The sequence below is a fragment of the Flavobacterium sp. PMTSA4 genome (assembly GCF_032098525.1).
In the GTDB taxonomy this organism is placed as follows: domain Bacteria; phylum Bacteroidota; class Bacteroidia; order Flavobacteriales; family Flavobacteriaceae; genus Flavobacterium; species Flavobacterium capsici.
The window spans coordinates 294,691-308,645 of the sequence record NZ_CP134890.1; the positions used below are offsets into that span (position 1 = coordinate 294,691).

General features: G+C 32.8%; 10 protein-coding genes. 5 read left to right on the forward strand and 5 right to left on the reverse strand.

The features are described 5' to 3' along the window. Positions 1–57: 57 nt before the first annotated feature. Together gyrA and RN605_RS01355 are read left to right on the forward strand one after the other, a co-directional pair. Positions 58–2,622 (forward strand): DNA gyrase subunit A, encoded by a 2,565-nt coding sequence (gene gyrA, locus RN605_RS01350; RefSeq protein WP_313321613.1) that lies wholly within the window; start codon positions 58–60, stop codon positions 2,620–2,622. Positions 2,623–2,634: 12 nt separating this feature from the next. Beyond that, positions 2,635–3,957, forward strand: a complete 1,323-nt coding sequence (locus RN605_RS01355; protein ID WP_313321614.1) for a tetratricopeptide repeat protein — start codon at positions 2,635–2,637, stop codon at positions 3,955–3,957. Positions 3,958–4,008: 51 nt separating this feature from the next. On the opposite strand, the gene RN605_RS01360 is transcribed toward RN605_RS01355, so the two are convergent. The 5 genes from RN605_RS01360 to RN605_RS01380 all read right to left on the reverse strand — a co-directional run bounded on the left by RN605_RS01360 (position 4,009) and on the right by RN605_RS01380 (position 11,061). After that, positions 4,009–6,174: a DUF349 domain-containing protein gene (locus RN605_RS01360; protein ID WP_313321615.1), complete on the reverse strand. Its 2,166-nt coding sequence runs from the start codon at positions 6,172–6,174 to the stop codon at positions 4,009–4,011. A gap of 157 nt (positions 6,175–6,331) precedes the next feature. Then, positions 6,332–7,447 carry an endonuclease gene (locus RN605_RS01365; protein ID WP_313321616.1) on the reverse strand — a complete coding sequence of 372 codons (1,116 nt, stop codon included), beginning with the start codon at positions 7,445–7,447 and terminating at the stop codon, positions 6,332–6,334. 11 nt (positions 7,448–7,458) lie between these two features. Further along, entirely contained in the window at positions 7,459–8,670 is a 1,212-nt protein-coding gene (locus RN605_RS01370) for an RsmB/NOP family class I SAM-dependent RNA methyltransferase (RefSeq protein ID WP_313321617.1), read from the reverse strand. Positions 8,671–8,778: 108 nt separating this feature from the next. After that, positions 8,779–10,746 (reverse strand): KUP/HAK/KT family potassium transporter, encoded by a 1,968-nt coding sequence (locus RN605_RS01375; RefSeq protein ID WP_313321618.1) that lies wholly within the window; start codon positions 10,744–10,746, stop codon positions 8,779–8,781. Between the two features lie 126 nt (positions 10,747–10,872). Continuing rightward, positions 10,873–11,061 carry a transcription initiation factor IIE subunit beta family protein gene (locus RN605_RS01380; RefSeq protein WP_313321619.1) on the reverse strand — a complete coding sequence of 63 codons (189 nt, stop codon included), beginning with the start codon at positions 11,059–11,061 and terminating at the stop codon, positions 10,873–10,875. Positions 11,062–11,644: 583 nt separating this feature from the next. Between RN605_RS01380 and RN605_RS01385 the strand changes: the two genes are divergently transcribed. The 3 genes from RN605_RS01385 to RN605_RS01395 all read left to right on the forward strand — a co-directional run bounded on the left by RN605_RS01385 (position 11,645) and on the right by RN605_RS01395 (position 13,803). Beyond that, a complete protein-coding gene (locus tag RN605_RS01385; RefSeq protein ID WP_313321620.1) occupies positions 11,645–12,130 on the forward strand; it encodes a hypothetical protein in 486 nt (161 codons plus the stop codon). Between the two features lie 339 nt (positions 12,131–12,469). Beyond that, positions 12,470–13,099: a hypothetical protein gene (locus tag RN605_RS01390; RefSeq protein WP_313321621.1), complete on the forward strand. Its 630-nt coding sequence runs from the start codon at positions 12,470–12,472 to the stop codon at positions 13,097–13,099. A gap of 275 nt (positions 13,100–13,374) precedes the next feature. Continuing rightward, positions 13,375–13,803 carry a hypothetical protein gene (locus RN605_RS01395; protein WP_313321622.1) on the forward strand — a complete coding sequence of 143 codons (429 nt, stop codon included), beginning with the start codon at positions 13,375–13,377 and terminating at the stop codon, positions 13,801–13,803. The last annotated feature ends 152 nt before the right edge of the window (positions 13,804–13,955 follow it).

Below are 13,955 nucleotides of genomic sequence, written 5' to 3' on the forward strand. Positions count from 1 at the left end.
ACCCTATATTAGCACGTTTTGAATTTAAACTAATTTATTATTAATAATTTATAAAATATGTCAGACGGAGAAAAGTTAATTCCTATTAACATCGAAGATGAAATGAAGTCAGCTTACATCGATTATTCGATGTCAGTTATTGTCTCAAGAGCTTTACCAGATGTGCGAGATGGTTTAAAACCAGTACATCGTAGAGTTTTGTATGGAATGTATGATTTAGGAGTTTTTTCGAATAGAGCACACAAAAAATCTGCTAGAATTGTTGGAGAAGTTTTAGGAAAGTATCATCCACATGGTGATACATCTGTTTATGATGCAATGGTTCGTATGGCGCAAGAATGGAGTTTACGTTACTTATTAGTTGATGGCCAAGGTAACTTTGGTTCTGTTGATGGTGATAGTCCTGCGGCAATGCGTTATACCGAGGCAAGAATGAAAAAAATGTCAGAAGACATTATGGCAGATATTGACAAAGAAACAGTTGATTTTCAATTGAATTTTGACGATACTTTGCAAGAACCAACAGTAATGCCAACCAGAGTTCCAAATTTATTAATTAATGGAGCATCAGGTATTGCAGTTGGTATGGCAACCAATATGGCGCCACACAATTTAACAGAAGTAATTGATGGTACATTAGCTTACATTGATAATAACGATATTGAAGTTGATGAATTAATTTCAATCATTAAAGCTCCAGATTTCCCTACAGGTGGAATTATTTATGGAATGGATGGTGTTCGCGAAGCTTTCAAAACAGGTCGTGGAAGAGTTGTAATTCGTGCAAAAATTGCTTTTGAAGAAAGTAACGGTAGAGAAGCAATAATTGTAACCGAAATTCCTTATCAAGTTAATAAGGCAGAAATGATTAAAAAAACTGCCGATTTAATTAACGATAAAAAGATTGAAGGTATTTCTAATATCCGTGATGAATCGGATAGAAGTGGAATGCGAATTGTTTATGAATTAAAAAGAGATGCAGTTCCAAATGTAGTGTTGAATACATTATATAAGTACACACAACTTCAATCATCTTTCAGTGTAAATAACATCGCTTTAGTAAAAGGTAGACCACAAATGTTGAATCTGAAAGACTTGATTCATTATTTTGTTGAACACAGACATGAAGTTGTTGTTAGAAGAACTCAATTTGAATTGAGAAAAGCGGAAGAAAGAGCTCATATTTTAGAAGGTTTAATCATTGCATCTGATAATATTGATGAAGTTATTACTTTAATCAGAGCTTCAAAAGACGGTGACGAAGCTAGAGCAAAATTGATAGAAAGATTCAGTTTATCTGAAATTCAAGCTCGCGCCATTGTTGAAATGCGTCTACGTCAATTAACAGGATTAGAGCAAGACAAACTTCGTGCGGAATATGAAGAAATTATGAAATTAATCGCTCATTTAAAAGATTTGTTAGCAAACAAAGACTTAAGAATGGCATTAATTAAAGAAGAGCTAATTGAAATTCGTGATAAATATGGAGATGAAAGACGTTCTACAATAGAATATTCAGGTGGTGATGTAAGTATTGAAGATTTGATTGCTGATGAAAATGTAGTAATTACCATTTCACATGCGGGATACATTAAGCGTACAAATTTATCGGAATACAAAACTCAAAATCGTGGTGGAGTTGGTCAAAAAAGTGCTGGAACAAGAGATCAAGATTTCTTAGAACATTTATTTGTAGCAACAAATCACCAGTATTTATTGTTCTTTACTCAAAAAGGAAAATGTTTTTGGATGCGCGTTTACGAAATTCCTGAAGGAAGCAAAACCAGCAAAGGTCGTGCTATTCAAAACTTGATTAATATTGAAAGCGATGATAAAGTAAAAGCATTCATCTGTACTCAAGATTTAAAAGACGAAGAATACATCAACAATCATTACGTAATCATGGCGACCAAGCAAGGTCAAGTGAAAAAAACACCTTTAGAGCAATATTCTCGTCCGAGAGTAAATGGTATTAATGCAATTACCATTCGTGAAGACGATGAATTATTAGAAGCAAAATTAACCAATGGTGATAGTCAAGTTCTTATTGCTGTTAAATCAGGTAAACTGGTTCGTTTCGAAGAAGAAAAAACACGTCCAATGGGAAGAACAGCTTCTGGAGTTCGTGGAATTACTTTAGCAAATGATAAAGACGAAGTCATTGGCATGGTTTCTGTAAATAAGGAAGACATCAATGATACTCAGCTGTTAGTTGTTACTGAAAACGGTTATGGAAAACGTACCAAATTGGTAGATGATGATGGAGAAGATGTGTACAGAATTACAAACCGTGGTGGAAAAGGTGTTAAAACATTAAATATCACCGAAAAAACAGGAGCATTAATTTCTATAAATGCAGTTACAGATGCCGATGATTTAATGATTATTAACAAATCTGGATTAACTATTAGAATGGAAGTAGATGCTTTACGTGTTATGGGAAGAGCAACACAAGGTGTTCGATTGATTAATATTAAAGGAAACGATTCTATTGCAGCTGTAACTAAAGTTATGAAAGAAGATGAAGCTGAAGAAGACGATTTAGAAGCTACAGATTTAAACGAAAATGATGTTGAATCAAGTGATGAAAATTCATTAGAAAATACTGAAACCGAAGATTAATTAAAATTTAAAATGATGAAAATAAAAAACATTTTATTAACCACATTGTGTGTTTTATCTTTTTCAACTTTTGCTCAAAAAGATGAATTAAAGAAGTTAAAAAAACTAATTGACAAAGATGTTCCTTCTGCAAAAGATGTTGAAGAATATAAAATGAATGTTAGCAATTTAGAAAAAGTTGCTTCTGAAGAAAGCGATAAAATTGCTTTAAGCTATTACAAAGTAAATATCCCACAAATGGAATTGGCTTCAAAAGGTGCTGTACCTAACCCTTTGGAATTGCAAAAAGTATTTTCTCCAAAATATATTTCGGAATTAGCTGATGTATATAGTAATATATTAGAATACGAGAAAAAAATTGGAAAAAAAACATTTACAGATGATATTAATGAAGAATATAAGCAATCTAATCCTATTTTAATGAATCTAGCAATTGAGCTAGGAAACCAAAAGAAATATAAAGAAAGTGCAGATATTTTGTATTCAATATACAAAATGGATAAATCTAATATGGATTTTCTCTACTATGCAGCAAGTTATGCTATTAATGGTCAGGATTATGATAAAGCATTACAATATTATAACGAATTGATTAAGAATAAATATACTGGTGAAGGAACAATTTATTATGCTGTAAATAAAGCTAATAATGCTGAAGAATCTTTTGGTAATAATAAAGCAACACGTGATACTTTTGTTAAAACAGGTGCTTATGAAAAGCCTAGAGATGAAAAATTGGAATCTAAAAAAGGAGAGATTTATAAAAATGTAGCTTTAATTTTAGTGCAACAAGGTAAAACAGATGAAGCTATTAAAGCAGTTGCCGATGCTAGAGCTCAAAATCCAGATGATACGGGTTTACTTTTAACAGAAGCTGATTTATATATTAAATTGAATGATCTTGATAGTTACAAAAGAGTTGTAAATCAAGCGTTAGAAAAAGACCCAAATAATAAAGATTTGATTTTTAATTTAGGTGTTGTTAGTTCAAATTCAAATCAATTAGACGATGCAATAAAATATTATAAAAAAGTGATTAGTATTGATCCAAGTTATTTTAATGCTTATTTAAATTTGTCTGAAGTAATGCTTCGTGGTGACGATAAATTTGTTGATGAAATGAATAAGTTAACTACGTCTGAGAAAGACAATAAACGTTATTCAGTGCTTAAAGCAGAAAGAGAAAAGAATTTTAATGCTGTATTACCTTATTTGGAGAAAGCAGTCGAGCTAAAACCAAATGATGAACCGGCTGTAAAAACATTAATGAGCGTTTATAACGCTTTAGAAATGACAGATAAGTATAAAGCTTTAAAAGCTAAATTGAATAATTAATTACTCAATTATTAAATTAAAAAGGCTCACAATTGTGAGCCTTTTTTATACTTATTCTGCAATAAAATTATTTAATTGTTTTAGCTTATCTTTCCAGGTAACTAGTTCTTCTTTTCGTTTCTCAATGTTTTTAGTTACTTCTTTTACCAAAGGATTGTTTTTATCGGCATTGGCAAAAAACTGAATGTTATTTTCTAACTGGAAGATGTCATTTTGAACTTCATCAATTTTACGCATGATGAATATTTTTTCACCGTCAAGTTTTCTAGAATCTAAACTTGCCAAATGATCTAGTTTATCTGAGTAATTAGATAAGTCATTGCTTTTTTTGCTTGAGCTTAGTTTTTCAAACAAAGTATCCAGAATTTTATTGAATTTTCCTTCTATGTATCTTCTTGAGAAAGGAACTTTCCCGAAGCTTTTCCATGTTGCAATATGTGTTTTTATAGCATCTAAATCGGTTTTATGGTCGCCAGAAAGGTCAAAGTCTTTTAGTGTTTCAAGGTATTCTTTCTTTTTTTCAAAAGCTTCAATTTCCTCTGAATTTAACTCTTTTCTTTGATTTTTAAGATTTTCAAAATAAGTATTACAAGCTGACCTAAATTCTTTCCAAAGTTTATCTGAAAGTTTTCTTGGTACGTGACCTATAGCTTTCCAATCTTCCTGAATTTGTTTCATTAATGGAGTAGTGGCTTCAAAGTCGGTGCTGTCTTTCAATTCATTTGCTTTGTCTACTAAAGCTTGTTTTTTGGATAGATTGTCGTTTTGCTCTTGTTTTAAATCTTTATAAAATGAGTTCTTCAGTTTATTGAATTTTCTAACAGTAGTTTTAAATTCTGTCCATGTAGCTTCATTAACTTCACTTGGAACTTTTCCGATGGCAAAAAATTGATTTCTTAATTCTTCAACTTTATGAATTTGCTCTTGCCAAGCATTGTGAGAGTCAACTTTTTCATTGGCTATAACTTCTAGTTTAGCAATGATTTCTTTTTTAGCAGCCAAATTTGCTTCTTCAACTTCTCTGAAACTTGCATAATAATTTTCGCGTTTGTCATGCATTTGTTTGGTCAGTTCGCTGAATTGATTCCAAATTTCTTCTCTTTGTTCGCGAGATACAGGACCAATTTCTTCTTTCCAGATTCGGTGTAAGTCTTGTAATTCACGGAAGGCTTTGTGAATGTCTTCTTCATGCAGTAATTCTTCAACACGAGCAATTATCTTTTGCTTTTGTTCTAGATTATGTTTGAAATCTAAATCTCTGATTTCTCTGTCTAGATGAAGAATGTCATAGAAATTCTCTAAGTGGAAATGATAATTATTCCAAACATGATTGTACTTGTCTTTAGGAATTGGACCAGCAACTTTCCATCTGTCTCTAATGTCATTAAATTGTTTTAAAGTAGTGGAAATGTTTTCGGTACTGTTTATTAATTCCTTTAATTCTTCAACTAAAGCCAATCTGTTTTTTAAATTATCTTTTAGTGAATTTTGTAATGATTGGAAATGATTGTTTTTTCGTTCTCTGTATTGAGAATATAATTGGTCAAAAGTTACTTTTAATGGTAAGTGGTAATGAAAATCCTCAGTTGTATCTGGATTTTCAGCAAGAAATTCTTCTTTCTTTTCTTCAATAAAATGATGATATTCTGACAGGAATGCTTTTTTTAATTCCTCAACGTGGTCTTTAACAGACATTACTTTTTCAACAGCAACAAGTTTTTCTAGTTCTTCAACTAGTTGTTGTAGTGACATAGTATCATAATCCAACATTGGAATATGATGCCTTTCTTTTAAAGTTTCATCTTCACTTTCTTCTGCATTGCTGTCTTCAATGGTTTCAATAGCCGATTTGTTTTTAGTTTCAACCACAAACGTATCATCAGCTACTTCTTCATCAGTAAGCTCTATTACGTTTTCTTCTTCTGTAATTGCTTCGGCTTCTTGGGCTTCTAATTGAACCTCAATTTCAACTTCTGCTTCACTTTCTGGAACAAATTCAACTTCTTCTTCAACAGTTTCAGCATTGTTCTCTTCAACAGCTACTTCATCTTCAACAGTTTCCTCTAAAATAGTTTCAACTGTTACTTCTTCAGCTTCAATTGGTTCTGCTTGATTTGATAATTCCAAATCGATGTTTTCTGATTGAATCACTTCATTTGATTCATCAACTAAATTTCCATCTGCATTTTGCAGGTTATCATTCTTTTCTTCTAACATTTTAAAAATGCTTTAAATTATACATTAAGGATGCGAAAGATACTAAACTAGTGCCAATCTACAAAGAATTTGAATCTATATCATTAAATTTTGATTATTTTGAATAAAAAAAAACTCAGTTTAATAACTGAGTTCAATTTTAACTTTGAATGAATAATTAATTTATAATTATTTTTTTTGTGATATTTTGACCATTTGCTTCTAGTAAAACAAAATAAAATCCTTTAGGCAAATTAGATATTTCAATAGTATTATCAATTAGATTTGGATTGGTTATTTTTTGAATAACTTGACCATTAATAGTTAATACAGATATTTGATTTAATTCTGCTGTTGTTGAAATGTTTATTCTTCCATCATTTGATGGATTTGGATAGATAGAGGTAGTTTCTTCCAATTCAAAATTATCAGTTGATAATGCCGCACATACACTACTCCAAATTTGACATACATATTCAGGATGATCTATATATGGATTTCTATTTCCTTGATAATTATATATTGCATTATTTCTTGCAATTTCTTTAGGGCTAACAGGATCTTGATTATGCCATGTTATTAATATTTTTAAAAAAGTAGGTGATAAAGCATTATTAGCTGTTCCATCAAACATATTTTTTGAAATTACAGTCGTGTTGTTGTAAAAACTAACCATACTATCTTCATAACGAGTTACAAAGTAAAAAATACTTCTTGCAATATCTCCTTTAAATTCATCCAAAGGTTCAAAAACAGTATTTGAATAACCTGCAGAATATCCAGAATTATAATTAGGTCCTAATTTAGAACCATTTGCAGTTGTGTTAGTCGGACTATTAACTCTTCCATAAGGATAATTATCTCGTAATCCGTTTACTTTACCATCAACAGGTGCAACATGAAAAGGATCATTTTTCATTGGATCAATAGCAACGTTGTCAAAAAATGCCTGTGGCACAATATGTTCTCTATTATAACAATCTCCTTCGTTAGAGTATGAACCACATTGTTGTGAAGTTGAAAAATAATTATATGGATCTGGACCAGTTGGGTTCTCAGAATAGATATCTAATAATGAATTGTCATTTTCATAATTTGTATCTCTGAATGCAGTGTTAGTATATAAATTCCATAATGAACCATAACCTTGATCAACATGACCATTAGTAATTCTATTCTTAAGCTGTGTTTTTAAGGTATAACCTGTACCAGTAGCAGTATTATAGTAACCTGCAGGTATTTGTGCAAAGCAAAAGGTTGAAATTAAAAGTAATAATAAGGTAATTTTTTTCATAAAGTGGTTATCTATTTTCGTTCTAGTAGTGCCATATAAAATCCGTCAAAGCCTGATTCTGAGGCAAGTATTTTAACATCTTTAACAAAGGTAAATGATTTACCAATTTCTGTGCTTAAGAATTTCTTAATTTGTTCTTGATTTTCTGAAGGTAATACAGAGCAAGTAGCATAAACCAATTTTCCACCCGGTTTTACTATTTTAGAATAGCTTTCTAAAACTTCAGCTTGTACTTTTTTAATGTTATCTATAAACTCTGGTTGCAACTTCCATTTACTATCCGGATTTCTTTTCAAAACACCCAAACCACTACATGGAGCGTCAATTAAAACTCTATCGGCTTTTTCATGAAGTTTCTTGATAACTTTAGTACTATCAATAATTCGATACTCAATATTGAAAGCTCCGTTTCGTTTAGCTCTTAGTTTTAATTGCTTTAGCTTGCTTTCATATAAGTCCATGGCAATAAGTTGCCCTTTGTTGTTCATCAAAGACGCCATGTGAAGTGTTTTTCCACCAGCACCAGCACAAGTATCAACCACACGCATACCAGGTTGAACATCCAAGAAAGGAGCAACCAATTGTGATGACGCATCTTGAACCTCAAAAAGTCCTTGTTTAAAAGCATCAGTCAAAAATACGTTAGCACGTTCTTTTAGCACCAATGTATCAGGTTGATCTTTCAGGTATTCTGTATCAATATTTAGGTCCATCAAAGTAGCGCGTAGCTTTTCTTTGGTAGTTTTCAAAGTGTTTACTCTCAGGATAACTTTGGCTTGTTGATTTTGCGCAGCCAATTCTTTAGTCCACAACTCTTCACCCAATTCTTTAACACCTAGTTCATCCATCCAGTCAGGAATAGATTCTCTGTACTTTCTAATTTTAGACAATTCATCAAAGCGACCTTTTATCTTTCTTGCTGGTGTTCCTTCAAGTTGTCTCCAATCAGGAATGGTATAACCACGAAGTACAGCCCAAACCGCAAACATACGCCACAAATCTTCTCTGTCAAATGGTTCTTTTACTTCGGCTATTTCTGCATACAATCGTTTCCAACGCACAATTTCATAGATGGTTTCGGCTACGAACTTTCTGTCCGAGCTTCCCCAGCGTTTGTCCTTTTTTAAGGCACGAGCTACCACTTTATCAGCATATTCACCTTCGTTAAAGATGGCGTTTAAAGAGTCAATTGTGGTGTAAACTAAATTCCTATGTAATCGCATTGGTAAAAAAAATTAGCGGGCAAAGATACCTCTTTTTTAATGGTTAAAACAAATTATATTGATTTATGTTTTTGGTGAAAGTATAGTAAGTATAAATTGGAATGAATGTTATTCCAATCTGCACATCTCTATTTTCTCAGGAGCATGAAGCACCATCGGGAATTGCTCTACTTTTACGGAACTACTATCCAAACCAAAGGCTTTCTCTTCCGAAAGACTTAGTTTCTTCATGATGAAGTAGGTATTCATAATTACCTTTTCAAAGAAAGTAATATCGCTGTCGTTAGACAGGAACTTCTCAGAAAGTACAAACTTAAAGTCACCAATAATATGGTTTTTATGCAACGATTCATATCGGCTTGTTATATCCACTTCGCCTTGTTTTACCATGTCTTTGATAACCTCTTTAAACATCAGGTTGATTTTAGTAGGTTCTCTGAAACCCAAATAAAAATCTATTCTGTAGATATCATCTTTTACTATTTCAGTAACGCGGTATTCTTTATTATAAGGCTCACTCAACACATTCACGTGAATAAACCAGTACAAATCGGCACGTTTTGGTCGTTTTTGCAAGATAGAGTACATTACCTTTTCCTCAATCTCATCACTACGGTTCGAGTTGGTCATGTACACCAAGTGCGTAGCATATTTTGGTATCGATAAATCCACACTCAGCTCAGCCAATACCTTTTTATAATTTTCAATCTTAACAATTTTGGTATACGTCTTACTGATTTTCTTAGCTAAGTAATAGGTCGACATTATTGTTATCAAAACTATGGCAATAACAATAGTAACATAACCACCATCTTTAAACTTAGTAATGTTAGCCGCAAAGAAACAAATCTCAATAGTGGCATACAGCGTGATGATAGCTCCAATAAAGTACCATTTTACGCGTTTCATAATCAGGTAAAAGTTCAATAGGGTAGTGGTCATCATCATCCCTAGGATGATTGATAAACCATAGGCATGCTCCATGTTTGCTGATTCTTTGAAGTAAAGCGTAATACCCACACAACCCAGGAACAACAACCAGTTAATCGAAGGAATATAAAGCTGGCCTTTCACTTCGGTTGGATAGTTGATTTTAACCTTCGGCCAAAAGTTCAAACGCATTGCCTCATTAATTAAAGTAAACGAACCACTAATTAACGCTTGCGAAGCAATAATAGCCGCAAGAGTTGCTACCACAATTCCAATTGGTTGAAACCATTCCGCCATGATTAAGTAGAATGGGTTAGGGTTGTATTCGTTTAAATACGCCAGCGTATCACCACTGTGTTGCAACAAATAAGCACCTTGTCCAAAATAGTTCAGCAACAACATAGTTTTTACAAAAGCCCAACTGATTCTGATGTTTCTTCTGCCACAGTGTCCCATGTCTGAGTAAAGCGATTCTGCTCCCGTAGTACATAAGAACACAGCACCCAACACAAAGAAACCATGCCCATCAAGACCAGAGGTTATAAGCTGGTATGCATAGTAAGGATTGATAGCTTTCAGTATCGAAAGGTTGCCTCCAATTTGAATGATTCCTAAGATACCCAACATCGAAAACCAAACCAACATCACCGGCGAAAAGAACTTAGTAACTAGTTTTGCACCAAACTGCTGAATGAAAAACAAAGCAAACAAGATGAAGATAACAATAGGTATCGTGGGAATATCGGGTTTAAATATCAAAAGCCCTTCTACTGCCGACGAAACCGAGATAGGCGGCGTGATGATTCCTTCTGCCAATAGCAAACTACCTCCAATGATAGCCGGTACAATCAGCCATTGAATCTTCGTTCTTTTAACCAGTGAGTAGAGCGAGAAGATACCACCTTCGCCGTGGTTATCAGCGTTTAGGGTAATAATAACATACTTTATAGTCGTTTGAAGCGTCAGTGTCCAAAAAATACACGATAGACCACCAAGAATTAAGTTTGGATTAATAGTGTTTTCACCAATAATCGATTTCATTACATACAATGGCGAAGTACCAATGTCACCATATATGATTCCTAGTGTTAGTAATAATCCTCCAGCCGATAATTTTGAGTGCAGATTGTGGTGGTGCGAACTCATTCTAAAGTGTTAAAGAATGCAAATTTATATAAATTCATCAAACTGAAATAATAAAACCCTAAAAAGTAGTTGAACTACCGCTTTTTATAGTTATTCTAAGTTAAAACTACTTTCGCAATTATTTTTTTATTTGAGAAGTGGGTTTACATCGTTGATGTCTAGATCCATGTAGTCACAGAATTCTTTGATGGTGACTGGTTGGTGCTTTTTCTTGGCATAGGCGTCTTTGATGCTGTTGATGATTTTGCGTGCTTGTCTTTCGGATTTTCCTGTTATGATTTGCACGTCTTTGGCGTAGATGCAGATTCTTGACATAACTTTTAGTTTGTTGTTAATGGTTCATGGTTGTTGGTTTTTTATAGTGTTATTGCAATTGTACTGCAAGTATACTGCAAGTTAACAGCAAGTTAACAGCAAGTAAGACATACTTTGAGATTCATTTTAATTTTGTTTAAGTATATAAATTCATACAAATATTTATGAAAAAGATTTATATCATTTATACAAAAACGACCAAATGCGGAAAAAAACGACAAAATGAGAAAAAAGAGTCATTTTTGACCGTTGCTTGTTTTGGAGTGTTATAGGTTTGTGATGCTATTTAACTGAGTATTAATCTAAAAAACAATTCATTATGGCAAGAGTAAAAAGTATTATGAGTTTTCAAGGAAGTTATGAGGATATGACTTTTTATGAAAAAGAGGGTAAAAATTATTTTAGAAAGCGTAGCAGCTTGAGTAAGGAACAGATTGAAAAGGATCCGAACTTTGTACGTACGCGAGAGAACATGAACGAGTTTTCGTTGAATGTTAGCTCTGGGAAGTTGTTGCGCCTGGCGCTTGGTAGCTTGGTTTTTAAAGCTAAGGACTCTAGATTGTCTCAACGAATTATGCGGGTAATGTCTAACATTAAAAATATGGATTCTACTTCGCCTAGGGGTAAACGTAGTGTTAGTGTTGGTATTGGTACACCGGAAGGTAAGCAGTATTTGAATGGGTTTGATTTTAATATTCATGCTCCTTTGGATAGTGTATTGTTTAACGAGTATACGTTGGATACTGTTACTGGTGAGGTAGTGATTGCGGATATTAGTACTTTGGAGGAGTTGCGTTATCCAGAAGGCGCTACGCATGTTAGTTTTCAGTGTGGGGTTTTGAATTTGGATTTTAGTACGGGATTGGATGATTTGGTATTATCGCCTGTTGAGAATTTGGAGTTGAAGATTGCGCCAACAACGGTTACTTTAACTCCTGCTAGTATGCCTACTGGTGCTGGGGTTGACATTTTTATCTTGATGATTTCGTTTTATCAGGAGGTGAATGGTAATCAGTATTCGCTGCGTAATGAGGAGTTTAATGTGTTGCATGTTATTGATGTAGTGTAAGGAGGCCTATCCCCAGCCCTCTCTGAAGGAGCGGGAGCTAGATGATTGGCGGATTAGCGGATTTTCAATTAGCGGATTAGCGGATTTTCAATTAGCGGATAGAACCACCCCGTCTCGCCAAGGCGAGCCACCCCTCCTTAGAAAGGAGGGGATTTTTTTTAGGGATGAGGGATAAGGGATAAGGGATAAGGGATAAGGGATAAGGGAAAAGGGATAAGGGATAAGGGATAAGGGAAAAGGGATAAGGGAATGGGGTTTGTTATTTTAAATTTTGAATTTTAAATTTTGAATTATAAATTTTAAATTATGGTGTATGAGAAATATTATTAAATTTAGACTATGAATCATAAAGAATTTTTTTGGCATTGGTTTTTGATGTTTTTGCAATTGATGCATCGTAATGATGGTGTTCGATCGAAAAAGTATTTGAAGGCTATAGAGAAAATGAATTTTCATTTGGATGCTTATTGTCCTGAGTTGGGTTATTTTTATGCACCGCCTAAATTTAATGGTGGGCTTCATGAGTTTACGGTTTATAGTAGAGGTGATCGGACTAAGTTGTTAAAGGTTCAAGAATTGGTTCGTGCGGCACCAAAGATTAATGGTTTGGATTATTATTGGCAGGTATTGCCAAAATATGATTATGAAGATTTGTGTAGTGGAACTGATGCTCCTTTTGAATTTGAGGATTTTAGTATTAAAGGAAGTGATTTGATGTTTACTGTTGTTGATTATGATGATGCTACTGGGAAGATAGGTATTATTATTCATGTGGCTGGACTGGCTAAAGATTATGATGAGGATTTGTATCAGGAGCGTATTTATACTGTTGCCTTGCAGGTTTTGGGTGAGTTTGCCTTTTATGCACATGTTTTTTCTTTTGGACTTGCTCCTTTGGAAGAAGGCAATGATGATTTGATTTATTTGTATGATTTGCCTTTTTTTATGACGACGTTGGAATTGGATTAGGCAATTAGCGAATTAGCGGATGGTTTTTTTAGTTTAGAAGGTTAGGAGTTTAAAAGTTTAGAGGTTTAAAAGTTTAAAAGTTTAGAAGGTATGTTGTGGGCGTATTTTTTTGTGGAATGTGGAAAACCGTAAAATGGGTTGAAAATTATTTTAGAACTTTGATGAAATTAGGGTGAAATCCCCCTTTTTTGGTAAGTAGGAAAACTATATATTTGAGGAAAATGCAAAGCTACATTTATAAGTAATAATTATTTTTAAAATAAATAATAAGCGGTATGGATAATGTTATTAAATCTTTTCAGTTTGAATCAGAGAGAGTTATATTGATATTGTATATAAAAAAAGAAATATACGGAAAGGGTATAAAAATGTATATAGATGCTGATATTATTAATAACAATGAAAATGTAGAATTAGTAATGTCTGATAATATTTCATCGCGAAATAAATCATTGAAGTACTTACAGGAATCTTTTTTTTGGATAAGTTATAATCCATGGAAAGGAATGAGATGGGAAAAGTATTCAAAAGAGACAGGTTTTAGAACCTACAATACCATAGAAGAAATGAAGGATTTGTATATTGAACAAAGAAAATTTATTAATCTGATTTCTGAATATTTTTATGACAGTATTAAGAGATTTAAAAAATTACAATTACTGTATGACACACAGATTGATGAAATTATTATTGATAAAGAGTAATTAAATAAAATTATTTTTAAACAGAAAAATTTTATTATAAATGTGGAAAACCGTAAAATTAATCCCTTTACGGTTTTTATATTTGATGAAATTAGGGGGAAATCCCCCTTTTTTGGTAAGTAGGAAAACTATATATTTGAAAAAACTAATTA